Origin of the sequence: Gemmobacter serpentinus, from assembly GCF_008973825.1 — a bacterium.
GTDB lineage: Bacteria > Pseudomonadota > Alphaproteobacteria > Rhodobacterales > Rhodobacteraceae > Gemmobacter > Gemmobacter serpentinus.
On the sequence record NZ_WCHR01000016.1, the window covers coordinates 89,054 to 111,462 of the forward strand.

Annotated in this window: 20 protein-coding genes; 6 read left to right on the top strand and 14 right to left on the bottom strand. The window is 63.6% G+C overall.

The features are described from left to right. Positions 1 to 50: 50 nt before the first annotated feature. A complete protein-coding gene (gene xylB, locus GBJ34_RS08700) occupies positions 51 to 1,490 on the bottom strand; it encodes a xylulokinase (protein WP_151718879.1) in 1,440 nt (479 codons plus the stop codon). 230 nt (positions 1,491 to 1,720) lie between these two features. Between xylB and GBJ34_RS08705 the strand changes: the two genes are divergently transcribed. Further along, entirely contained in the window at positions 1,721 to 3,556 is a 1,836-nt protein-coding gene (locus tag GBJ34_RS08705; protein WP_226341101.1) for an autotransporter assembly complex protein TamA, read from the top strand. Beyond that, positions 3,556 to 7,386 (top strand): translocation/assembly module TamB domain-containing protein, encoded by a 3,831-nt coding sequence (locus tag GBJ34_RS08710; protein WP_151718880.1) that lies wholly within the window; start codon positions 3,556 to 3,558, stop codon positions 7,384 to 7,386. Before GBJ34_RS08705 ends, GBJ34_RS08710 begins: the two co-directional genes overlap by 1 nt. 55 nt (positions 7,387 to 7,441) lie before the next feature. Here the strand turns inward: GBJ34_RS08710 and GBJ34_RS08715 are convergent, their stop codons facing one another. The 7 genes from GBJ34_RS08715 to GBJ34_RS08745 form a co-directional block, all read right to left on the bottom strand. After that, positions 7,442 to 8,320, bottom strand: coding sequence for a YihY/virulence factor BrkB family protein (locus GBJ34_RS08715; RefSeq protein ID WP_151718881.1), 879 nt, complete (start codon positions 8,318 to 8,320; stop codon positions 7,442 to 7,444). Between the two features lie 115 nt (positions 8,321 to 8,435). Next, a complete protein-coding gene (locus GBJ34_RS08720; RefSeq protein WP_151718882.1) occupies positions 8,436 to 8,648 on the bottom strand; it encodes a hypothetical protein in 213 nt (70 codons plus the stop codon). A gap of 75 nt (positions 8,649 to 8,723) precedes the next feature. Continuing rightward, a complete protein-coding gene (locus GBJ34_RS08725; protein WP_151718883.1) occupies positions 8,724 to 9,392 on the bottom strand; it encodes a YjbF family lipoprotein in 669 nt (222 codons plus the stop codon). After that, entirely contained in the window at positions 9,389 to 11,545 is a 2,157-nt protein-coding gene (locus tag GBJ34_RS08730) for a YjbH domain-containing protein (RefSeq protein ID WP_226341102.1), read from the bottom strand. Before GBJ34_RS08730 ends, GBJ34_RS08725 begins: the two co-directional genes overlap by 4 nt. An 87-nt stretch (positions 11,546 to 11,632) precedes the next feature. Then, positions 11,633 to 13,558 (bottom strand): nucleoside-diphosphate sugar epimerase/dehydratase, encoded by a 1,926-nt coding sequence (locus GBJ34_RS08735; RefSeq protein ID WP_151718884.1) that lies wholly within the window; start codon positions 13,556 to 13,558, stop codon positions 11,633 to 11,635. A 93-nt stretch (positions 13,559 to 13,651) separates the two neighbouring features. After that, positions 13,652 to 14,275 (bottom strand): sugar transferase, encoded by a 624-nt coding sequence (locus tag GBJ34_RS08740; protein ID WP_151718885.1) that lies wholly within the window; start codon positions 14,273 to 14,275, stop codon positions 13,652 to 13,654. Next, on the bottom strand, positions 14,272 to 15,120 hold the full coding sequence (locus GBJ34_RS08745) for an NAD-dependent epimerase/dehydratase family protein (protein ID WP_226341117.1): 849 nt from the start codon (positions 15,118 to 15,120) through the stop codon (positions 14,272 to 14,274). Before GBJ34_RS08745 ends, GBJ34_RS08740 begins: the two co-directional genes overlap by 4 nt. A gap of 113 nt (positions 15,121 to 15,233) precedes the next feature. On the opposite strand from GBJ34_RS08745, the gene GBJ34_RS08750 reads away from it, so the two are divergent. After that, positions 15,234 to 16,358 carry a polysaccharide biosynthesis/export family protein gene (locus GBJ34_RS08750; RefSeq protein WP_151718887.1) on the top strand — a complete coding sequence of 375 codons (1,125 nt, stop codon included), beginning with the start codon at positions 15,234 to 15,236 and terminating at the stop codon, positions 16,356 to 16,358. 33 nt (positions 16,359 to 16,391) lie between these two features. Here GBJ34_RS08750 and GBJ34_RS08755 read toward each other — a convergent pair whose 3' ends face one another. From GBJ34_RS08755 to GBJ34_RS08765, 3 genes are all read right to left on the bottom strand, one after another. Continuing rightward, positions 16,392 to 16,835, bottom strand: a complete 444-nt coding sequence (locus GBJ34_RS08755; protein WP_151718888.1) for a MarR family winged helix-turn-helix transcriptional regulator — start codon at positions 16,833 to 16,835, stop codon at positions 16,392 to 16,394. 179 nt (positions 16,836 to 17,014) lie between these two features. Continuing rightward, on the bottom strand, positions 17,015 to 17,272 hold the full coding sequence (gene grxC, locus GBJ34_RS08760; protein ID WP_151718889.1) for a glutaredoxin 3: 258 nt from the start codon (positions 17,270 to 17,272) through the stop codon (positions 17,015 to 17,017). A gap of 46 nt (positions 17,273 to 17,318) precedes the next feature. Further along, on the bottom strand, positions 17,319 to 18,041 hold the full coding sequence (locus GBJ34_RS08765) for a ComF family protein (protein ID WP_151718890.1): 723 nt from the start codon (positions 18,039 to 18,041) through the stop codon (positions 17,319 to 17,321). 37 nt (positions 18,042 to 18,078) lie between these two features. Here GBJ34_RS08765 and GBJ34_RS08770 point away from each other — a divergent pair, with 37 nt between their 5' ends. Then, the gene (locus GBJ34_RS08770; protein ID WP_151718891.1) at positions 18,079 to 18,915 is read left to right on the top strand and encodes a methyltransferase domain-containing protein; all 837 of its coding nucleotides are present in this window, start codon (positions 18,079 to 18,081) and stop codon (positions 18,913 to 18,915) included. Positions 18,916 to 18,965: 50 nt separating this feature from the next. After that, positions 18,966 to 20,018, top strand: coding sequence for a ferrochelatase (gene hemH / locus GBJ34_RS08775; RefSeq protein ID WP_151718892.1), 1,053 nt, complete (start codon positions 18,966 to 18,968; stop codon positions 20,016 to 20,018). Between the two features lie 57 nt (positions 20,019 to 20,075). Here the strand turns inward: hemH and GBJ34_RS08780 are convergent, their stop codons facing one another. Both GBJ34_RS08780 and GBJ34_RS08785 read right to left on the bottom strand, forming a co-directional pair. Then, the gene (locus GBJ34_RS08780) at positions 20,076 to 20,273 is read right to left on the bottom strand and encodes a hypothetical protein (protein ID WP_151718893.1); all 198 of its coding nucleotides are present in this window, start codon (positions 20,271 to 20,273) and stop codon (positions 20,076 to 20,078) included. An 82-nt stretch (positions 20,274 to 20,355) separates the two neighbouring features. Beyond that, positions 20,356 to 20,925 carry a L,D-transpeptidase gene (locus tag GBJ34_RS08785; protein ID WP_151718894.1) on the bottom strand — a complete coding sequence of 190 codons (570 nt, stop codon included), beginning with the start codon at positions 20,923 to 20,925 and terminating at the stop codon, positions 20,356 to 20,358. Positions 20,926 to 21,087: 162 nt separating this feature from the next. Between GBJ34_RS08785 and GBJ34_RS08790 the strand changes: the two genes are divergently transcribed. Further along, positions 21,088 to 21,693 carry a CAP domain-containing protein gene (locus tag GBJ34_RS08790; RefSeq protein ID WP_151718895.1) on the top strand — a complete coding sequence of 202 codons (606 nt, stop codon included), beginning with the start codon at positions 21,088 to 21,090 and terminating at the stop codon, positions 21,691 to 21,693. 110 nt (positions 21,694 to 21,803) lie between these two features. Here GBJ34_RS08790 and GBJ34_RS08795 read toward each other — a convergent pair whose 3' ends face one another. Beyond that, on the bottom strand, positions 21,804 to 22,307 hold the full coding sequence (locus GBJ34_RS08795) for a L,D-transpeptidase family protein (protein ID WP_151718896.1): 504 nt from the start codon (positions 22,305 to 22,307) through the stop codon (positions 21,804 to 21,806). Positions 22,308 to 22,409: the final 102 nt, after the last annotated feature.

Below are 22,409 nucleotides of genomic sequence, written 5' to 3' on the forward strand. Positions count from 1 at the left end.
CCGACAGCCTAGGGCCCGAATCTTGCCAATCCGTTAGCTGGGGCCGCTTTTCATTCCATCCCGCAAATCGCGCGGCTGGCGGCGCGGTAGCGGGCATGGCCCGCGTCAAATGCATCCGACAGTGCCGCGACAGGATCCACCGCGCGGGCAATCGGCGGCAGGGTCGCGATTTCCGCCCCGGCACCGGTTGCCGCCATCAGCGCCAGACGCGCGGCACCGAAGGCCCCGCCGAAATCACCGGCCTCGGGCAGCAGCACCGGCACGCCCAAGGCGGTGGCGATGGCTTGCAGCCAGTAATCCGACCGCGTGCCGCCGCCGACCGCGATCAGCCGTTCCAGCTTGGTGCCGGTCGCGGCCAGCGCATCGCGACAATCGCGGATCGCGAAGGTTACGCCCTCCAGCACGGCACGGGTGCCCGCCGCGCGGTCGGTCGCGTGTTCCAGCCCGGTAAATGCGCCGCGCACGGCGGCATTGTTCAGCGGCGTGCGCTCGCCGCCCAGATAAGGCAGGAAGACCGCCTTGCCCGGCGCTTGCAGGCCCGACAGCTCTCCGGTCAGCGCGGCCGCATCATGGCCGACAAAGCGGCCATACCAGTTCAGCGCATCGGTCGCGGCCAGAATGACCCCCATCTGGTGCCAGGTCTGCGGCAGCGCGTGGCAGAAAGTATGCACAGCCGTTTCCGGGGCCGGTTGATAGCCGTCATTGGCGGCAAACAGCACGCCAGATGTGCCAAGGCTGACAAAGGCATCACCCGCCCGCACCACGCCGACACCGACACCTGAGGCGGCATTGTCACCGCCACCGCCCGCCACGACCACACCGGCGGGCAGGCCCCAGCGGCTGGCAAGCTCCGCCCGCAGCGTCCCCGAAACCTCGGACCCTTCCACCAGACGCGGCATCTGATCGCGGGTCAGGCCGGTTGCAGCCAGCAGGTCATCCGACCAGTCACGCGCCCCGGTATCCAGCCAGCTGGTGCCCGCCGCATCCGACATTTCTGCGACATGTTCGCCGGTCAGCCAGAGGCGCAGATAATCCTTCGGCAGCAGAACCTTGGCAACTTTGGCCCGCAGCTCGGCCTCGTGCCGCGCCAGCCAGTCCAGCTTGGGCGCGGTAAACCCCGGAAAGACGATATTGCCGGAAACCGCGCGAAATTCGGGGCGCGCATCCAGCGCCGCCGCCTCGGCATGGGCGCGGGTATCGTTCCACAGGATGCAGGGGCGCAGCACCTGATCGGCACCGTCCAGCAGCGTCGCGCCATGCATCTGGCCCGACAGACCGATGCCGCGCACAGCCGAAAGGCTCATCTTCGCGGCCAGCGCCGCCATCACCGTTTCCGCCGCCGTGATCCAGTCGGCCGGGGCCTGCTCGCTCCAGCCTTCAGCGGGGCGGGTGACGGTCAAGGGCGCAGTCGCCTCGGCCAGAACCTTCTGGTCGGCATCGATGACAAGGCCCTTCAGGCCGGATGTTCCAAGATCAAGCCCGATGAACATCGGTGTTTCCTCCCTGAATCCCTGCACTTGCATAAGCCGCTGTCGGCCTTGCGTCCATGGCTAGTGTTCGCGGTAACACCGCTTTGCCGGGATCCTTGGACGCTGACACAAAGAATAGCGTCCAAGGATCAGATGGATACAAGATTTTATTGGTCCGGCCGGAGTGTCGGATTGAGATTGCCCGCCCAAACTGCGATATTCGGCGCGATGAATGTTCAGGGGGTTTCCGCGTGTCTGTTTTTTCCTTGCGACCCTTTGCCGGCGTGATCGCCGTTTCACTGGCCGGTCTTGCAATGACCACAGGCCTGCAGGCCGAAGACAAGCCAGAGGACAAGATCCGCTTCACCGTGACCGGGCCGGATTCGGATGCGCTGAAATCCGACCTGCGCGCGGCATCGGCGGTTCTGGCCGCCCGGCGCGAGGATCGTAGTTCTGCCGAGGATCTGTTTGCCGCAGCACAAGGCGAATACGGACCGCTGCTGAACACGCTTTATGGCCTGGGCTATTATGCGCCCGTGATCCATGTGCTGATAGACGGGCGCGAGGCCGCGAATATCCCGCCGTTGGACGCCCCCGCGCAGGTGGGGCGGATCGAGGTCACTGTCGATCCCGGGCCAAAGTTCAAATTCTCGCAGACCCGGGTCGCGCCGCTTGCCCCGCAGACCGAACTGCCGGAGGATTTCGCCCCCGGCAAGACCGCGGCAAGTGGCGTCGTCCGCGAGGCGGTGCAGACCGGCGTCGATGGCTGGCGCGATGTGGGCCATGCCAAGGCCGAAGTCGCCGACCAGAATGTGGTGGCCGATCACCGCTCCAACACGCTGGCCGCCGATATCGGGCTGAAGCCCGGGCCGAAGCTGCGCTTTGGCAAGCTGATCGTCAAAGGCAATGAACGGATGCGCGAGCGCCGGATCCACAAGATCGCAGGTCTGCCCGAGGGTGAGGTCTATGATCCCGAGGATCTGCGTCGCAGCGCCGAGCGCCTGCGCCGCAGCGGCGTGTTCAAATCGGTATCGCTGACCGAGGCCGAGGGCATCCGCAGCCCCGATTACCTCGACATTACTGCAACGCTGGTCGAGGACAAGCTGCGCCGCTATTCCATCGGGGCCGAACTTGCGAGTTTTGAGGGGCTGAACCTCACCGGCTACTGGCTGCATCGCAACCTGCTGGGTGGCGGTGAACGGCTGAAGATCGATGGCGAAATCGCCAATATCGGCGCGCAATCCAGCGGCATCGACTACACACTTGGCGTGACGGTGGATCGCCCGGCCACGCTGACGCCGGACACCACCCTCAGCTTCTCGACCGAGTTCGGCCATCTGGACGAGGAAGACTTCAACGCCGATATCATGACGCTCGGCACCAGCTTCTCGCACTACTTCTCGGAAGAGCTGACGGCGAAGGCGGGGCTGGAATACAGCTATGCCAAGATCTCGGATTCGATCAGCGAATATACCTACAAGCATATCGCCTTTCCCATCGGCGTGACCTGGGACAAGCGCGACGACAAGCTTGATGCGCACAAGGGCTTTTTCGTCAATGCCGAGCTACGCCCTTTCCTGGGCTTTGGCATCACCGACAGCGGGGCGCAGATCAAGGCGGACGGGCGCACCTATGTCACCTTTGGCGAAGAACGCCCGGTGACGCTGGCCGGGCGCGCGCAATTCGGCATGGTGACCGGATCCGATCTGCTGGCCACACCACGCGACTATCTGTTCTATTCCGGCGGCGGCGGCACGGTGCGGGGGCAACCCTACCAGTCGCTTGGCGTCGATGATGTCAGCATCTATGGCGACAAGATCGGCGGCATGGCCTTTGCAGCCCTGTCCGGCGAGGTGCGGGCGCGCGTCACCCAGACCATCGGCCTCGTGGCCTTTGCCGATGCAGGCTATGTTGGTGCCACCGAATTCGGCGGTGCCAATGGCGAATGGCACGCGGGCGCGGGCCTTGGCCTGCGCTATGCCACGGGCTTTGGCCCGATCCGCTTCGATGTCGCGACCCCGATCAAGGGCAGCGTCGACACCGGGGACGGCGTTCAGATCTATGTCGGTATCGGGCAGGCTTTCTGATGAAACGTATTCTGGTTCTCGCCCTTTGTGCCCTGCCATTTGCCGCCAGCGCGCAAGAGGATGATCGCAGCTATCTGACCGCCCTGCTGGAAGACAACCTGTCTGGGGCCGGGCGCAAGATCACCATCACCGGCTTTACCGGGGCGCTCTCCTCGCAAGCGACGATTGCCGAGTTGAGCATCGCCGATGATGACGGGATCTGGCTGACGCTGCGCGATGTGGTGCTGGACTGGAACCGCTCCGCGCTGTTCGCGGGCCGGGTCTCTGTCAATACACTCAGCGCGGAAGAAATCATTCTGGCGCGCCTTCCCTCTGCAGGTGAAAGCGAAACCGCCCTGCCTTCACCCGAAGCCACGCCTTTTGCCCTGCCGGAACTGCCGGTTTCGGTGAATATCGGACAGGTCGCCGCCAAACGGATCGAGTTGGGCGAAAGCGTGCTGGGCCAGCCGGTCGAGGCCACGCTGAATGCGGCCCTGTCGCTTTCCGGCGGCGAGGGCGAAGCCAAGCTGGATCTGGTGCGCACAGGCACCGGGCCTGCCGGCAAGATCGTGCTGGATGCGGCCTATACCAATAGCAGCAAGGTGTTGAAGATCGACCTGCAGGCCGCTGAAGGGGCCGAAGGCATCGCGGCCAGCCTGATGGGCCTGCCCGGAACCCCGGCGGTGGAACTGACGGTGAAGGGCGAAGCGCCGCTGACCGATTACACCGCGGACCTTACCCTGGCCTCTGACGGGGCGGAGCGGCTGGCCGGACAGGTTTCCGTCGCCATGGCCGAAGGTGGGGGCACGAAATTCGGTGCCGATCTGGATGGCGATCTTGCCCCGCTCTTCCTGCCCGACTACGCGGAATTCTTTGGCAATAGCGTGCAACTGAAGGCCGAGGGCGAGAAGACCGCCGCCGGCGTGCTGGATCTGGACAGTTTCCAGCTTGTCACCCGCGCGATGGAATTGGGCGGTTCGCTACAACTGGCCGCGGATGGCCTGCCGCAACGCTTTGACGTCACAGGGCAACTTGGCCTTGACGGCCAGCCGGTGCTTCTTCCGCTGACCACCGATCAGCGCACATCTATTACCCATGCCGATCTGGCGCTGAAATTCGATGCGACGGCCGGCGACCGCTGGACCGCCGATGTCACTATGACCGGCCTCGACCGCGATGACTTCAAGGCGGCCAATGCCCGGATCAGCGGTGGCGGCACCATTGCCCGACCCGATGGCAAACCGCTGGCCGAAGGCCTGCTGGATATCGTGACTGACGGGCTTGCCCCCACCGACGCGGCATTGGCCAAGGCGCTTGGCGACCGGCTGACGGGCCAGGTCGGTTTCCGTTGGCAACAGGGACAGGACAATCTCGACCTGCCGGTGCTGCGCCTGAACGGCAGCGATTACGCCTTTGACGGCGGCTTGAAGATCACCGGGCTGGAAGCCGGGCTGACAATCGGCGGTCAGGGCAATCTGCGCGCCACCGACCTTGCGCGCTTTGCCGATCTGGCGGGGCAACCGGCACTTGCCGGTCAGGTCAATGCCACGCTTTCCGGCCAGACCGCCCTTCTGACTGGTGCCTTTGACGCCAGCGGCAAGATCGAGGGTCAGGGCCTGCGCATCGGCGTAGCCGAAGTCGACAATCTGCTGTCGGGTCCCTCCACCATCGATCTGGTGGCGCGGCGCGATGAGACCGGCACGCGGCTCGAACGGCTTGATCTGCAGGCCGCAAGTCTGACCGCCAAGGCATCAGGCACCATTGCGACAGCGGGCAGCGACATCACGGCGGATCTGGATTTCGCCGATCTTTCGGTGCTTGGCCCCAATTATCGCGGCAGCATGAAGGGCCGCGCTCAAGTCACCGGCACGCCCGATGCGGGCAGCGCCACGCTGGATGCCACCGGCGACGGCCTTGCCATGGGTGTGGCCGAGGTCGACAATCTGCTGCGTGGCCCCTCCACCATCGTGGCGGCGGCGAATTTCGCAGGCAGCACCGTCGATCTGCAAAAGCTTGAGGTGAACGCGGCCAGCCTTGCGGTGAATGCCAGCGGCAAGATCGCGGCTGCGGGCCATGACCTGACCGCCAATCTGAACTTCCGCGACCTGCGCGCGCTTGGCGGCAGCTATCGCGGTAACCTTTCCGCGCAGGCGGCCTTCAAGGGCACGCCGGAAAACGGCACCCTGACCGCCAGCGCCACCGGCAGCGGCCTTGCCATCGGCCAGCCCGAGGCAGACCGACTGCTGGCGGGCGAAAGCCGTCTGGCCGCCGATCTGGCGCTGACTGACGGGCGTATCAAGATCAACAAGGCGACGCTCGCCAATCCGCAATTGCGGGCCGAGGCATCGGGCGCGATCAATGGCACGCATCGCCAGGTCGATCTGCAGGCAGAACTGACCAATCTGGCCCTGCTGGTGCCGGAATTTCCCGGACGCTTTACGGTCAGCGGCAGCGCCGTGGATGACGGGCAAGGCTATGATCTGAATCTGGCCGTGCGCGGCCCCGGCGGCATCGACACCACGGTGCGGGGCCGGGTGGCGGCCAATTTCGGCTCGGCCAATCTCGCGATTGCAGGCGGGGCCGAAGCGGGGCTTGCCAATGCCTTCCTGCGACCGACCACGGTGTCGGGGGGCCTGCGCTATGACCTGCGGCTGAACGGGCCGCTGGCGCCTGCCTCACTGGGGGGCGCGATCACCTTGCAAGGTCTGCGTATCGCGCATCCGTCCTCGCCCGCCTCGATCGATGGCTTGGGCGGCACCATCAACCTTGCGGGGGGCCGGGCCAATCTGAACCTGAATGGCAGCATCAGCAGCGGTGGCAGCTTTACCGTCAGCGGCGGTGCAGGGCTTGCCGCGCCCTTTGCTGGCGATCTGAACATCGCACTCAATCAGGTCCAACTGCGCGATCCGCAACTGTTTCAGACCCGGCTGAACGGCAGGGTGACGGTCAACGGCCCGCTGGCCGGTGGCGCGCTGATCGGCGGCGATATCGTACTCAACGAGACCGAGCTGAAAATCCCATCCACCAGCTTTGGCGCGGCACAGGGGCTGGACGAGTTGAAACATGTGGGCGAACCCGCCGATGTGCGCGCCACCCGCGCCCGCGCAGGTCTGTTGGACGATGGCAGCGGCGGCGGATCGGGCGGCACCAGCGTGGCCTATCCGCTGGATCTGCGTATCTCCGCCCCGCAACGCATCTTCGTGCGCGGCCGCGGCCTTGATCTGGAGATGGGCGGCGAGCTGCGCGTCAGCGGCACCACCGCCAATGTCGTGCCGTCCGGCGCGTTCGATCTGGTGCGCGGTCGCCTCGACATCCTCGGCAAGCGGCTGAACATCACCCAGGCGACCTTGCAATTGCAGGGCGATTTCGACCCCTATCTTCTGGTCTTGGCGTCCAATGAAAGCGACGGCATCACCAGTTCGGTGAAGATCGAGGGCATGGCGAGCGAACCGAAGGTGAGCTTTGTCTCCTCGCCCGAACTGCCCGAGGAAGAGGTTCTCGCGCGGCTGCTGTTCGGGCGCGACCTGACCTCGCTTTCGGCCTTCCAGGCGGCACAGCTGGCCTCTGCAGTGGCCACTCTCGCGGGTAAGGGCGGCGACGGCATCGTGGGCAAGCTGCGCAAGGGCTTTGGCCTGGATGATCTGGACATCAGCACGAATGCCGAAGGCGAAACCGAACTGAAGGCCGGGAAATACATCTCGCAGAACGCCTATACCGAGGTGCAGGTCGATGGGGATGGTCAGGCCAAGATCAACCTGAACCTCGATCTCAACGATTCGATCACCCTGCGCGGGTCGGTGGGTGCCGATGGCGGCACCAGCATCGGGATCTTCAAGGAAAAGGATTACTGACCGACTCGGTGCTTAGGCACCGTCAGACCGTGAGGATCGACAGAGGGGTGCCGGATCAGACCGGCGCCCCTTTTTCATCGCTGTTGCCCTCATCATCCGGGGGCAGGCCCTTCTCCGGCACGCCTTCCATTTCGGCGTCCACAGCCGCACCGAACAGGATGGCATAGGCGCTCAGATAGAGCCACATCAGCAGGATCACCACCGCCCCAAGCGAGCCGTAGACTTTGTTATAGGTGTTGAAATGCGCGAGATAGAGCACGAAGCCGCGCGAGACCGCGAACCACAGCACAACGGCCACCAGAAGGCCGGGGGTCAGCAGGCGGATACGCTGTGTCTCCTCGCGATTCGGGCCAAAGCGATAGGTCAGGGCCAGCCCCAGCACCACCAGCCCAAGGGCGAAAAGCGTGTTCACGGCCTCAAGCGTGATTGCGGCCAGCGCCCCGAGCGGCAGCAGCGCGATTCCCAGCGGCACGATGATCGCGGCAATCAGCGCAGTCAGCGCCACCGCCACAAGTACAAGCGTCAGCACAAGCGCCAGAAGCGCGCCCTGGACGCTGCCATGATCGGGGCGGTGGTGGACGGCATTCAGGGCCGACATCATGCCCTGCACGCCCGCACGCGCGGACCACAGGCCAACCAGCAATGATATGAAGGTCGTCAGCCCCAGATCGCTGCTATTCGTGCTCAGCAGCGCCTCGACCTGCGTGCGCAGCAGGGAATAGGCGTCAGCGGGCATGAAATCGGCCAGAAGCTCCATCTCCTGCCGAATCGCGCCGGGATCGGCGACAAAGCTCCAGATCGCGATGATGAAGGCGATGCCCGGAAACATCGACAGCAGACCATAAAAGGTCACGCCAGCCGCCGCCATGCCCAGATTGGCATTGCCGGCACGCACGAAGATGCGGCGTAATCTGCGGACCAAACCACGTTTCACGATGACATCTCCCCGGTCCTGTGCTGCCCCGAAGGCAAGTAGCCCCCGGAAAAGCAGAAGGGCTCGCTTACGCGAGCCCCCTGTATCATCCGCTGCCCTGAGGCAACAGGGACGATTAGTGATCGCCCGAGTCGTTGGCAACCAGAGCGGCGACGAGCGCCAGGCCGGCCAGACCAGCAACCACGGCACCAGCGCCGAGCGAGCCCGACGAAGCCGGAGCAACGACCACACCCGGGGTCGGTTCGACTTCAACGACAACCGGGCCGCCAGCGAAGGCAGCGGTCGACATGACCGAAGCAACGGCGACGAGAGCAGCAAGCTTTTTCATAGTTTTCTCCATACACTTGAGATTGGCGATTGCCCACGCGATAGCATAACGGGACTAGTAAAGGAAGCCAGTTTCCTAGCCACCGTCAATAACCCGCGCGAGTTCGAGATGGCCCCATTCGGAAACCAGTAACTCTTTGGATTTACGAAGTTTTCCACCGTTTTCGAACCAGTATTCATTGGTGAAACTGGCCCCATTTGCGGTGCAGGTCTCGACCACATGAGTGGTCGAATGTTGCAGCCCTACCACAGTCACTGTGGCAGGGCCCGCCGAACGGGCGGTGCAGTCATAGCTGATGCGGATCAGCTGGTCGCCGCCATCCAGATAAACATAGCTGCGGCGATGCGTGCTATTGCCCGAACGAAGCTGTGCAAGGGTCGGACCGCTTGATTGCATGATGTCGGGACCGAATCCCCGGGTTTCCGACATCACGCTATCGCGGAAGGTCACCGTCAGCTTGTCCGAGGTCGACCAGGTCTGGACATTGCCCTTCACCGAAATCGGCACGAGATAGAACGTGGCATTGCCGCTTTTCAACTCGCCCTTGATGACCGGAACCTTCAGCTGGGCCAGATCGGCCCGCGTCACCTCGGCGGGCGGTGCAGCGGGGCCTTTGGCCTTGGTGGTGGCCCCCTTGGCAGCCTGGGTGATGGCCCCCAGAACCGGCGAAATCTCGGTCTGGTTGCCACAGGCAGCCAGGGCGCTGCACAGCAGGCCCGCGATCAGCAGAGAAGACCTGCTCATTTCCAGAATCTCCCCCACTGGGCGTCGATGCCTTCTTCGTGATAATCGCGCACCGCCTCGTAAAGACGGCCCTCGACATCCAGACGCGCGCCGCCATCGCGACCAAACGGCCGGATCGTGGTCTCATAGGTCTTGCGACCCGGACGCCCGGTGCCCCATGCCAGCGGAACCTCAAGCCGAATCCCCTTGTCAAAGGAGCCGGAGCCGAAGTCCTCGGATGAGACATTGGTCTTGGTGGCGAAGGCGCCGACACGCCAGCCGCTGGCGAATTCGCGGTCCACGCTCAGTGTTGCCCCCACATCTCCCGCCAGATAGCGGCCGACATCCAGTTGGGCATGATAACCCGGCGCAAAGTTGTAATAGCCCGAGATATGGCCGGTCGCGACGCGGTAGTCATATTCGCCAAAGCCGAACAGACCATCGGTGTCGCGCTGCGCAACATAGTTGGCTTCGGCACCGATGGCCCATTTGCTGTTGACCGGCTTATAGAGCACCTCGGCCGAAACACCGCCGAACATACGCTCCAGATAGCCCGCCGAGATACGGCCATAGACGTCACCGCCAAGATAGGCGTATTTCGTCAGCGTCAGCCGTTCCACCGCCGGATCGCCATTGGCGTCATAGCGTTCGACATCTGAGCGCACTTCTTGCAGGGCCGAGGGTTTGGCGGGCGGGATATTGCCAAGGTTCCCCGCAAGCCGCTTCACAGCCGAGCCTTCCAGCACCCAGCCCGGCGCGAATTCCAGCCGTGCCGCAAGGCGCGCGCCGACATCCATCTTGAACGGCGATCCGCGCTGATCGAACAGGCGGATGCGGTTATAGGGGCTCAGCGACCAGGTGAAATCGGGATAAAGCTCCGGGTCGTAGGTCAGACCGGCTTGCGATCCGGGGGCAGAGATGACCGTCGCCGCGCGCATCGATTCCGCCGCGGTCGGGCTGTTCTCGAACCGCTCCAGATCAGAACGGCGCATGGTCACGCGCGAGGCAGGCAGGCCGTCGACCACCGGCACGATCTCGAAGGTCTCGATCGATTCCGGCATCGCATGTGCCATGGCGCGGGCCACGCGGCCAATGGCCTGGGCCTCGGCGTCGTAACGCTGGTTGCGGATGCGCACCAGCGCGCGATCGGCGCTGTAGGAAATCGCCTCGACCTCGATCCCGTCGGGACGCAGGCGCTTGTTCAGGTTGGTGATCAGGATCGGTGCCGCATCGGCCTGGGTGACCCAATCGGTCGAATAGGCCTCGGGATCAGCGGTCCGCGACGGGCGCAGCTTCACCGGATCGGGGGCGGTATCCTTGATGCTGCCCATCGGGCGCTGCTTGGGGTTCATGATGAAATGCGCGGTCAGGCCGACCTCGCTGCCATACATGTAATAGCCGCCGACCTGGAACCACTCGTTCACATAATATTCCAGGCCATAGTTCAGATGGCTGCGCTGCCGGAAAGTGCCGCGCTGCTTGTCTTCGACCACATAGGCATCGGACGAATATTCCGCCTTGAAGGTCAGCTTGTCATTGATCTGCCACTCGACCCCGGCAAAGGGCGCGGCATCGCCACGGAACCATTGATCGAAGTTGAACTTGCCGCCCTTGCCGATATCGATCCGGCCGCGCTCCCCAAAGGGCGCACCGATGGCACCATGGCTGCCCAACCGGCCCCAACCCAGGCCGACCGTTGCCTTCACCGCCGGGGTGATGTGCTTGGTCGCCGCGATATATTCGCCCGACAGAACGCCGGTCCCGGCAAGATCCTGCAGGCCGACCGTCACGGCAGGGATGTAGCGCCCCTCGGTCAGCAGCTGATAGCGGAAGTCGAAGGAGCGGTCGTAATAGGTGCCGAAGGTCGTGGCATTACAGGCCGGCATACAATCCGACCAGTCCCGGATCCCAAGGAATCGGAAGCTCGCGGACATGCGCGGCGAAATCTGGAAGCTCAGCGTCGTGCGGCTGATCGGCCCCCAATGGGCGGTCGACATGGTCAGGTAACCGTCCGGCTGCATCTCGCCTGAGGGCATGTCGATCAACCCACTGACACCATAGCCATTCAGGCTGGGCGCGCGGGTGGTTTCGGCATGGGCCCCCTGATGGACCCCAATGGCCAAAAGGGAGCTTGCGAGAAGAAGCCGGGCTTTGCGGGCGGCCATATAGGTCATGCGTCGTCTGCCTTGCACATCGGAACTTGTGGCACCTTAAAAGAAAGCCGCTGCATCAACAATCATGCTTGGGCGACTTTCCACGAATCATTGTCCGGCGATTGCCTCAGCCTGAGTGTGGGTTGGGCACTGATACCCGCTGACCCAGAGACGGACCACCTCGCGCGCGGCTTCGGGGTCGCCGGTGGCCACCGCCGTGCGCAGCGCGCGCAGCGCCGAGGCCATCTCGATCTCTGACAGGCTTTCCTCACGCGCGCGCAGGATCTTGCTATGCGGCGTGGTCAACTGCCCCTCGCCGATCAGCAATTCCTCATGCAGCTTCTCGCCGGGGCGCAGGCCGGTCACCAGGATCTCGATATCGCCATCCGGGTGATCGCCGTCGCGCACCGAATAGCCCGCCGCCTGGATCATCTGCACCGCCAGTTCGCGAATGCGCACCGGCTTGCCCATATCCAGCAGGAAGACATCCCCCCCGCGCGAGGTCTGATGATCCGAGAACGACCCTGCCAGCAGCACCAGTTGTGCGGCCTCGGAAATCGTCATGAAGAAGCGCGTCACATCCTCATGCGTCAGGGTGACAGGACCGCCGCGCGCGATCTGTTCCTTGAACAGCGGGATGACCGAACCCGACGACCCCAGAACATTGCCAAAGCGCACCATCGAGAACACCGTCCCGCGCGAGCGTTTGGCCATATCCTGCACCACCAGCTCTGCCAGCCGCTTGGAGGCACCCATGATATTGGTCGGGCGCACCGCCTTGTCGGTAGAGATCATGATGAAGCGGTCCACCCCGGCCTCATGCGCGGCTTCGGTGATGGTGCGGGTGCCCAGCACGTTATTGGCAAGGCCCGCAATCGGGTTATGCTCAACCAGCGGCACATGTTTATAGGCGGCGGCGTGGAACACGACATTGATGCCGTAATTCTGCATCACCATCCGTGTCAGCCGGGAATCCGTGACAGACCCCAGAACCGAGACAAGTTCGACCTTCGCCCGTTCGGCCTGTTCGCGCAGCTCGCGGTCCACGTTGTAAAGCGCGACTTCGCTGACCTCGTAAAGCACCAGCCGCGCGGGCTTGTAGCGCAGCAACTGGCGGCACAATTCCGACCCGACCGACCCGCCGGCACCCGAAACCAGCACCGATTTGCCGCTATAGGCCTCTGACGCGCGGGCCAGACCCTGATCGATCTGTTCACGCCCCAGAAACTGGCCGGGATTGACCGGGCTCAACGTGTCGATCAGCTCCTCGGTGCCGACTAGCTGTGAAAAGGACGGCAGCGACTGCACCTTCAGCCCCATTTCGCGCAGCTTGCGGGTCAGCCGCGCAATTTTCGGCGGCGAGACCGAGGGCATGGCAAGGATCACCCGCTGGGTCTGATAGCGTTCTGATACCCGCTTCAGATTGTCGGGCGACAACACGCGCAGCCCCGCCACCATGGTCGATTGCAGCGCAACATTGTCGTCGATGAAGGCGACCGGCGTGATCCGCTCATGCGAGCGCAGGGCCGCGGCCAGTTGCACCCCGGTTGTGCCCGCACCGTAAATCAGCACGCGATGCTTGGGCTGCCCCTGCCGCAACACCCAGAGCAGGATGCCCAGAAGGGCCACTCGCAGGCTGGCCGAACCCATGAACAGCAGCAGCCCATAGGTGACCACGCCAACCAGCGGAAAGCTGGGCACCGTCATGACCAGCAGCACTGTCGTGAAGATGGTCATGATCGCAGCATAGACGCCGGTGCGCATCATCGCGGCGGTTTCATAGGATTTCAGCTGAATGCGTGGCAGGCCCAACTGGTAGGAGACCAGCCCCCCAAGGATCGCCAGACCGGGTAGCACATAATATTGCAGCGCCGGGACCTGAGACAGCATCCCCAGCCCCTTATGCATCAGCAATAGGCTGGCCAGCAGCGCCACCGGCGGCAGGATCACGTCAATCAGCAGCAAGATGACGCGCTTGCCGCGCCGGGTCAGGCGCAGCTGAAAGGAAAAAAGGGCCGTCCGGATCTGTTTCATGGCTTCCCTATACGGCCGACACACAATGATCGCGGCCAAACCCAAAAAGCGCGCCCGCCGAAGCGTCGCGCCACTGTCCCACTGTATACGGAGTTACAGCCGAAACAGCTTTTTGAAAAGCACCCGCCCCCCGGTATCAGCAATGAGCCGCAGATCGAAGCAGAAATTGCGGTTTTTGGCGTAGATCAGGTCCAGTTTTGCCTTTCTGGGCACACATCGGCGGGAATAGACCGCATCGGTCTCGGCCGCGCTGTGGCATTGCCGCAGCAGCCATTCCTCATGGGCATGAAAATGCAGCGACGCAAGGCCGGTAATGCCGGGCCGGCTTTTCAGCACCTCGGCGTAAAGCTCCGGGAATTTTTCGACATAAAACCGCAAGGGCGGGCGCGGGCCGACAAAGCTCATATCACCCCGGATCACATTCCAAAGCTGCGGCACCTCATCCAGACGGGCGCGGCGCAGCAGCCGCCCGATCCGGGTCACGCGGGCGGATTTGTCGCCGCCGGACACACCGGAATCCGTCGCCACCACCGACATGGTGCGCAGCTTCCACAACTGAAACGGCTGCCCGGGCGCCTTCATCCGTTCGGCGACATAGAAGATCGGCCGCCCCTGCACCAGCAGCAGCACGATCAGCAGAATGCCGAAGGGCAACGCCAGGAGCGCCACCAGCAGAAAGGCCAGCGCCAGATCAAACAGACGTTTCGACAGGGTCATTGCGGCCCTCCCAGACCCATATCACGCCACTCGGCCACCATCGCCGCCGCATCGGCGCGGCCCGCAATGCCCGGCAGCAAAGCCTCAAGCCGGGCTGTATCCAGCCCGACCCGCCCCAGCACTTGCGGGTTCTCCGCCCCCCAATGCCAACGGATCGACGCCGCCCGCAACAGATCGGCCATACCGACCAGCCCGGGGGCCGCGATGTTCAGCACCGCAGGCAGATCCGCCCCGCGCTGAGCCAGATCGGCCAGACCGGCCAGCACCCGCGCCAAAGCCGCGGGCCCGATATAGGAGCGCAGCGGCCCCTGCGGCTGACCAAGCACCGGATCCAGACGCACATCCTCGCCCGCGCGGCCATTGCCGATCAGCGCATCGGCGCCGACGATATTGCCAATGCGCAGGCAGGTTTGCCCCGGGCCACCATCCCGCAACCGCGCCGCGACCGACCGTTCCATTGCCAATTTGGCCGCGCCATAGCCGCTGATCGGTCGCGCAGGACCATCCTCGGCCAGCAGCAGACCATCCAGCCCCGCCGCGCCATAAACCGCCGCCGAAGAGCAATGAAACACATGCCGCGCCTGCCAGCGATCCGCCAGATCACAGGCAGCCGCAGCCAAATCTCTGTTTTTGTTCAGATCTTCATCGCTTCCGCGCACCACCCCGGCCAGATTTATCAGTACCAGATCCGGCGCGGGCGCAGGTGGCGCGGCATCTTCCAGCAGCGACCAGCGCAGGCCCTTGGTAACCTGACCCTGCCGCCCCTGCCAAAAGACCGGCTGATCGGCCCATGCCCGTTGCAAAATCCGCCCGATCTTGCCATTGGCACCAAGAACACAGATCACCGCCAATCCCCATCCCGGCCCGCATTTGGGCGTTGAACCTATGAATGCGCCCAAGTATCTTGCGCAGGCTGCATATGTCCACCCCGCCAGGTGTGACGAGACCGGAGTGAATTATGATCAAGAAAACCGGAAAGCTTATTCTGCTTTCGGCTGGCATATCCGTTCTCTCCGCTTGCGGCGATGGCCCGGCAAGTGCGCCGCGCGCCGAACAGGTCATCAGCGGCTCGGAAAAGGAAGATGCCAGCTTTGCGGTTTTCCCGGTCAATCGCGACACCCTGCCCCAGTTGAGCAGCTGGCCAAAGAAGGCCAACCCCAATCCGACCGGCTGGCTGGACCGTGTGCGCGGACCGTCCTCGCCGCAGATCCAGTCTGGCGATGTGCTTGATCTGTCGATCTGGGACAATGGCGACAGCTCGCTGCTCGCGCAGGCGGGCCAGAAGGTGGTGGAGTTGAAATCCATCCGCGTCTCGCCCGAGGGTGAGGTCTTCCTGCCCTATGTGGACCGCGTCTATATCGCCAATATGTCGCCTGATCGCGCGCGCGCCACGATTCAGGACAAGTTCAGCGCCATCATCCCCTCGGCCCAGGTCCAGCTGCGCCATGAGGCGGGGCGGCAAAACTCGGTCGACTTGATCAGCGGCGTGCAGAAACCCGGTGCCGTGGTGATGCCGGACCGCGATTTCACCGTGCTGAGCCTGATCGCCCAGGGCGGCGGCATCTCCAAGGATCTGACCAACCCGCAGATCCGGCTGATGCGCGGCAGCAAACTCTATGGGATTTCGGCCAAACGGCTGATGAAATCGCCCAGCCTCGACACCACCCTGCGCGGCGGCGACAAGGTCTATGTTGAAAATGACGAGCGGTATTTCCTGTCGCTCGGCGCGACCAATAAACAGGCGCAGATCCCCTTCACCGATGACAAGCTGAACGCGCTGGATGCAGCCTCGCTGGCGGGCGGGCTGAAGGACACGCGCGCCAATCCGGGCGGTGTGCTGATCCTGCGTGATTATGATGCCAAACATGTGCGCAGCGATGGCACCGGCCCCAGCAAGGACCGTATCGTCTTTGCCATCGACCTGACCACTGCAGACGGGCTGTTCAGCGCCGGCGAGTTTCTGATCGAGGATCGCGATGTGGTGATGGTTACCGAAAGCTCGCTGGTCAATAACAGCGTAGCGGTGCGCATGGCCTATGATCTGCTGGGCATCGGAACCCGTGTCCGCGATCTGAGCAACTGATCGCCCAGATCGCGCGGCCAGTCCGGCCGGGGCTCAGTCCTCGGCCTCCAGCCTTGTGCGCATTTCGCGCAGAACCGGCAGGACAGAGCGCACGCGCTCGGCACCCAGCGCCTGCACCACATCGCCAATCAGCGGCGCGATGGCCTGCACCGCCGCATCACGCGCGGCACGGCCTGCGGGGCTGATCGCGACGAATTTGCGCCGCGCATCGTCCCAATCCGGGCGAATATGCACATGGCCTGCCCATTCCAGCTTGGACAAAGTGTTGGTCATCGCCCCCCGCGTCACATGGAAGCTACGGGCCAATTGTGCGGGCGTGCGTTCCTCATTGATGCGCGCCAGATGGTTCAACACACCGAAATGCGACAGTTCCATCCCGCGCGGCAGCACCTTGGAGATGCGGTTGCGGGCCAGTTGATCCGCCATGAACAGTTCGCCAAACAAGGCGATCGCCAGATCGTCGGTCTTGTCGGACATCACGCCCCCCCGAACGGGCTGGCGCATTCTGAATCACGGCGGAAACCGGGACGGCTGGCGCGCTCTGGCGTCAACACGCCCGCCGCAGGCGCTGCTACCCGCCCATGGGCCAGGGCCGGGGCATGGTTTCGCCCGGCCCCATCGCTGACAGCGGGCTGCACAAGGGCGCAACGCAAGGCTCAGCCCTCCAGCAGCGGATCTAGGCCACCTTCTGCATCCAGCGCGTGAAGATCATCGCTGCCACCAACATGCTGGCCACCGATAAAGATCTGCGGCACCGTCCGCCGACCGCCCGCGCGATCGGTCATCGCCAGACGCAGATCCGGGTCGCGGCTGACATCGATTTCAGTAAAGGCCACGCCTTTCTTGGTCAGCAGCCGCTTGGCGGCGAGACAATAGGGGCAGGTGGGGGTGGTATAGATTTCGACGGTTTTCATGGCGGGGTCCGCGACTGGGGCAATTTCCCGCGCAAGCTACAGTCAATCAGCCCTCCTTCGCAACGCGGCACATGACGACAATATCGACCCGTGCCGCCCCACCCTCCAACAAGGTATCCGTGCAGGCCGCCAAAGTGGCACCCGATGTCATGACATCATCGACCAGCAGCACCGGACGACCCTGCATCTGCCAGGCGCGTTTCGGGTTCAGGCGAAACGCGGCTTCGACATTCAGAAATCGTCCTTCGCGGTCGCGCCCTTCCTGGCTATGGGTGTTGCGGCTGCGGATCAGCAGATCGGGGCAATGCGGCAATGCGCAATGCCGCGCCAGCGCCGCCGACAGCAACGCCGCCTGATTGTAACGCCGCCGGATCAGCCGCAGCCAATGCACCGGCACCGGCACGAGCAGCGTATCGGGCTGCAACAGCGGTGCTGCCGCCCGTTTCAGCCAGCCCGCCGCAGGCTTGGCCAGATCCAGCCGATCACCGTGTTTCAACGCCATCACCATGCGGCGCGCATTGTCGCGATAGACCATCGCCGCCCGCCCGCGCGACCATGGCCGGACAATGGCCAGACAGTCATCGCATTGCACCACCTCATCCGGGTCATCCCCCGGCAACGGCACCCCGCAACAATCGCAGACCAGCCCGGATATGAAGGGCGTATCGCGCCAGCATTGGGGGCAAAGGCCAAAATCGCTGGTCACCTGCGCATCGCAACTGAGACATTGCGGCGGGTAAATCAGCTGCACCGCGGCTTGCAATCTCATCCCGCCCTCCTATGGTCGCCACACCGAAGGAGCCAGCATGACCCCGCCGCCGCTGACAGACCGCCAAGCCCTGATCCAACACCGTCGCCGCGCTTGCCGCGATGCGCTGTTCCTGCACGAAGAAGCCGTGCTGGAGGTTCAGGAAAGGCTGATTCCGGTTAACAGGCAGTTTACGCGGCCTGCCATCATCAGTGCCTTCCCCGAGATCTGGGCAAATGTGCTGCCCGGTGCCAAGATTGTGCCCGATGACGAGGTGCTGGATCTGGAACCCGGCGCGCATGATCTGGTGATCCATGCCATGGCGCTGCACTGGGCGAATGACCCGGTCGGGCAATTGGTGCAATCGCGGCGCGCGCTGGTGGCGGACGGGCTGTTTCTGGGCTTCATGCTGGGCGGACAAACCCTGCACGAACTGCGTGCCAGTCTTGCCGAAGCCGAGATTGCGGTGACCGGCGGCCTGTCGCCGCGCGTCCTGCCAATGGGCGAGATCCGCGATCTGGGCGCGCTGCTGCAACGTTCCGGCCTCAATCTGCCGGTGGCGGACAGTTTCCAGCGCAGGGCAAGCTATCGTGATCTGTTCCACCTGATGGCCGATCTGCGGGCCATGGGCGAAACCAATGCCCTGCATGAACGCCGCCGGACCTTTACCCCGCGCCGCGTGATGATCGAGGCAGCACAACGCTATGCGCAGGCCTTCGGCACCGAGGATGGCCGTATCCCCGCCAGTTTCGAGGTGATCTGTCTGACCGGCTGGTCGCCGCATGAAAGCCAGCAAAAGCCGCTCAGGCCCGGATCGGCGACCATGCGGCTGGAAGATGCACTGAAGGCCGCACGCGACACCGGCACCGATCCTGCGACAAAAAACGACAGTTGACCCCGGGCGGTTCACCGCTATCTCAGGGGGAGAAGCCTGAGGAGAGACCCATGCGTGACGCGCATAGTGCTGGCACCAGTGCCGCCCCCGCCGATCATCCGGCGCTGCCGCCGCGGAAAATCGGGGTGCTTCTGGCCAATCTCGGCACGCCGGATGCGACCGATTACTGGTCGATGCGGCGCTATCTGAACGAGTTTCTCTCGGATCACCGGGTCATCGACCTGCCGCGCTGGAAATGGCAACCGCTGCTGCAACTGGTGATCCTGACCAAGCGCCCCTTCACCAGCGGCGCGAATTACAAGCTGATCTGGGATCAGGCGCGCAATGAAAGCCCGCTGATGACGATCACGCGCGATCAGACCCATGCGGTGGCCGAAGCGTTGAAGGCCGAATATGGTGACCGGGTGATGGTCGATTTCTGTATGCGCTACGGCAATCCCTCCACCAAGTCGAAGGTGCAGGCCATGGTGGCGGCGGGATGTGAAAAGATCCTGTTCTTCCCGCTTTACCCGCAATATGCGGGGGCCACGACTGCGACGGCCAATGATGCCTTCTTCCGCGCCTTGATGCAGGAAAAGCGCCAGCCTGCCGCGCGCACCGTGCCGGATTACTTTGAGCATCCGCTTTATATCGAGGCCCTCGCAGCCTCGGTGGAGCGGGCCTATGCCAGCCTAGACCATCGCCCCGACATGCTGGTCGTATCCTATCACGGGATGCCGAAACGCTATCTGGAGGAAGGCGATCCCTATCACTGCAAATGCCAGAAAACCTCGCGCCTGCTGCGCGAGCGTCTGGGATGGGACAAGACAGAGATCACCACCACCTTCCAATCGGTCTTTGGCCGCGAAGAATGGCTGCGCCCCTATACGGTGGAGCATGTGGCCGAACTGGCGAAACAGGGCAAGAAGCGCATCGCCGTGATTGCGCCCGCCTTCAGCGCCGATTGCATCGAGACGCTGGAGGAGATCAAGGGCGAGATCTGCGAAAGCTTCGAACATGCGGGCGGCGAGGTCTTCACCTATATCCCCTGCCTGAACGCAGAGCCCGCGCATATCACCGCGCTGACGGCGGTGATCCGCGAAAATCTGGGCGGCTGGATCTAGACTGTCGCGCGTCCCCGTTTCGGGGGGCCAGAGGCCATCTGGCCCCGCGCGTGCCCTTTACTTTGCCAGCGCGGCTGCCAGCACCAGCAGGCCCAAGAGCGGCACCGCGATCGCCCCGCCTGACGAGGCCGGCGCGGTGGCGACGGCCACGGGCTGTTCCACCTCTTCGACGACAACCGGCTGCGCCAAGGCGGGCAGCCCCGCCAGGGTCAGCACGGCGGCAAGGGCAAGGGCCTTCTTGGAAAGGGTCTGCATCTTCTCAAGCTCCTGAAATGCGACCGGCCCTGCAGGCGATGCCGACAGGACCGGGAAACGTCATCATCGCCGTGGCGCAACCTCAGATCAACAGAACCTGTGCGCCGATCTGCACCAGATCATACAGTTCCTCGACATGTTCATTATACATGCCGATGCAACCATTCGACGATTTGCGGCCAATCTTGCGCGTGTCATGCGTGCCATGAACGCGGTAATATTCCCAGGACAGCCACATGGCGCGGGTGCCCAGCGGGCAATCCGGGCCCGGCGGGATGAAGGCGGGCCAGTCGGGATTGCGTTCGCGCATCGACGGTGTCGGACGCCAGCTTGGTGCCGGGTCCTTCTTGATGATCGTGGTGCGGCCCAGACGGGTCAGTTCCGGCGAGAGCGGCACCGACGTCGGATACAGCTTGTAGATCGCCTGATCCGCCGACCAGTAATGCAGGCAGCGCGACTGGGTATCGACCAGCATGGCCCCCTTTTGCAGATCGGGGAAATAGGGCTGCCAATCCAGCATCCGAAAGCTGGCGATATTGCTGCGCACCGGCGCCTGCTGTGCAAGGGCGGGCAGGGCACTGGCCCCAAGGGCCGCAGCGGCTGCACCCAGAACCGTCCGGCGGGTGGGCTTGAACGACGCATCGGCAGACATCGACCGATCTCCTCAACTAGATATTTCGGCGGTTTCTAGCTGCACTGTTGCCATTTCGCAAATCAAACAGGTGTCATCAGGCGATTTCACGCAGAGTTGCGTTTGATCCTGCGCGGCGCTTTGGCTAAAGACAGCAGGTCCGCAGCCTTTGGTGTTTGATAAATGACGAGACTTCCGGTTCTGGCCGTCTGTATGACGGCTCTGTTGGCAGCCTGCTCCAGTGAACCTCCGGCGCCCACGCTGGGCGCAGATGGGCGCCCGCTGCCGACGATCTTCAGGATCGACAAGCGGCAGGCGGCAGAGATCCCCGGGCGGGTCAGCGATTCGCTCAACACCCTGCGGGCCGCGCGCGGGCTGGTGCCAGTGCAATATAATGCCGCGCTCAATGCCGCTGCGGCCGCGCATTCGCGCGACATGTCGGCGCAGGGCAGGCCCTGGCACTTTGGCTCGGACGGATCATCACCGCTGCTGCGGGCGCAACGCGCGGGCTATGTCGGCCACCTGCAGGGCGAGGTGATTTCCGAGACCTACGAGTCGGAGCTGGAGACACTGGCGGAATGGTCGGCGCAACCCGATACGCTGGGCGTGCTGATGGACCCGAAGGCCAATGAGCTGGGCTTCGGCTGGTATCAGGAACCAAGCGGCAAGATCTGGTGGACACTTGTCACCGGCGACAGCACCCGTGGCCCGGTGGCCAATGTGACCGCGACCGCGCTTGGCCGCACCGTCACCTCCGAGATGGACGGCAACGGCGCCCCCATCCAGTGACATCGCGCGTGTGCGCGGTCCGGTTGTGCCCCGCGCACGCGTCGGTAGGGCAGTCGGATATGCAAAAGGGCCCTCGCGGGCCCTTTTTCGTCATGCCGGATCAGGATCGATCAGGGCAGGATATAGATCGGGGTATATTGGCGGAGCATCGAATAGATCTCTTCAATCTCCTTGTCGGTGACTGCGATGCAGCCCGCGGTCCAGTCGCCCTTATTGGTGCCTTTGTAATCCGACCGGCCATGGATCATGATATCGCCACCGGGTGACTTGCCCTGTGAAGCGGCATAGGCGCGGTCCAACGCATCGGGATAGGACACCCCGACCGACAGATGGTAGCGGCTTTTGGGGTTATGATGGGTGATGTAATAGGCACCTTCCGGCGTTTTGCCATCGCCCTCGAACTGCTTGTGGCCAACCGGCGCAAAGCCAAGATCGATATCATACTGCTTCAGAACCTTGTCCTTATGCAGCAGATACATCTTCCGGTCCGCCTTATGGACCTGAATCGTCGTCACCGCAGGCCCGCGATAGGTGCGGAACTTCTTGTCGCCACCACCGCAGGCGGCCAACCCGAAGGCAAGGCCCACGAGGAGGAGAATACGCAGAAAAGCCATGGAACTGCCCGAGTCTTCTTTTTTCCGTCCCTTAACGCAGTTTGGCACGTTCGGGAATGCTTCGCATAGGTGCAGGGTGGCACAGTCGCATCACAGCTTTGT

Bases quoted from the DNA above. Each gene is read 5' to 3' on its own strand.
- xylB (WP_151718879.1), bottom strand. From the start codon at position 1,490: ATGTTCATCGGGCTTGATCTTGGAACATCCGGCCTGAAGGGCCTTGTC.
- GBJ34_RS08710 (WP_151718880.1), top strand. From the start codon at position 3,556: ATGAAACGTATTCTGGTTCTCGCCCTTTGTGCCCTGCCATTTGCCGCC.
- GBJ34_RS08720 (WP_151718882.1), bottom strand. From the start codon at position 8,648: ATGAAAAAGCTTGCTGCTCTCGTCGCCGTTGCTTCGGTCATGTCGACC.
- GBJ34_RS08725 (WP_151718883.1), bottom strand. From the start codon at position 9,392: ATGAGCAGGTCTTCTCTGCTGATCGCGGGCCTGCTGTGCAGCGCCCTG.
- GBJ34_RS08730 (WP_226341102.1), bottom strand. From the start codon at position 11,545: ATGACCTATATGGCCGCCCGCAAAGCCCGGCTTCTTCTCGCAAGCTCC.
- GBJ34_RS08735 (WP_151718884.1), bottom strand. From the start codon at position 13,558: ATGAAACAGATCCGGACGGCCCTTTTTTCCTTTCAGCTGCGCCTGACC.
- GBJ34_RS08740 (WP_151718885.1), bottom strand. From the start codon at position 14,275: ATGACCCTGTCGAAACGTCTGTTTGATCTGGCGCTGGCCTTTCTGCTG.
- GBJ34_RS08750 (WP_151718887.1), top strand. From the start codon at position 15,234: ATGATCAAGAAAACCGGAAAGCTTATTCTGCTTTCGGCTGGCATATCC.
- GBJ34_RS08755 (WP_151718888.1), bottom strand. From the start codon at position 16,835: ATGTCCGACAAGACCGACGATCTGGCGATCGCCTTGTTTGGCGAACTG.
- grxC (WP_151718889.1), bottom strand. From the start codon at position 17,272: ATGAAAACCGTCGAAATCTATACCACCCCCACCTGCCCCTATTGTCTC.
- GBJ34_RS08765 (WP_151718890.1), bottom strand. From the start codon at position 18,041: ATGAGATTGCAAGCCGCGGTGCAGCTGATTTACCCGCCGCAATGTCTC.
- GBJ34_RS08770 (WP_151718891.1), top strand. From the start codon at position 18,079: ATGACCCCGCCGCCGCTGACAGACCGCCAAGCCCTGATCCAACACCGT.
- hemH (WP_151718892.1), top strand. From the start codon at position 18,966: ATGCGTGACGCGCATAGTGCTGGCACCAGTGCCGCCCCCGCCGATCAT.
- GBJ34_RS08780 (WP_151718893.1), bottom strand. From the start codon at position 20,273: ATGCAGACCCTTTCCAAGAAGGCCCTTGCCCTTGCCGCCGTGCTGACC.
- GBJ34_RS08785 (WP_151718894.1), bottom strand. From the start codon at position 20,925: ATGTCTGCCGATGCGTCGTTCAAGCCCACCCGCCGGACGGTTCTGGGT.
- GBJ34_RS08790 (WP_151718895.1), top strand. From the start codon at position 21,088: ATGACGAGACTTCCGGTTCTGGCCGTCTGTATGACGGCTCTGTTGGCA.
- GBJ34_RS08795 (WP_151718896.1), bottom strand. From the start codon at position 22,307: ATGGCTTTTCTGCGTATTCTCCTCCTCGTGGGCCTTGCCTTCGGGTTG.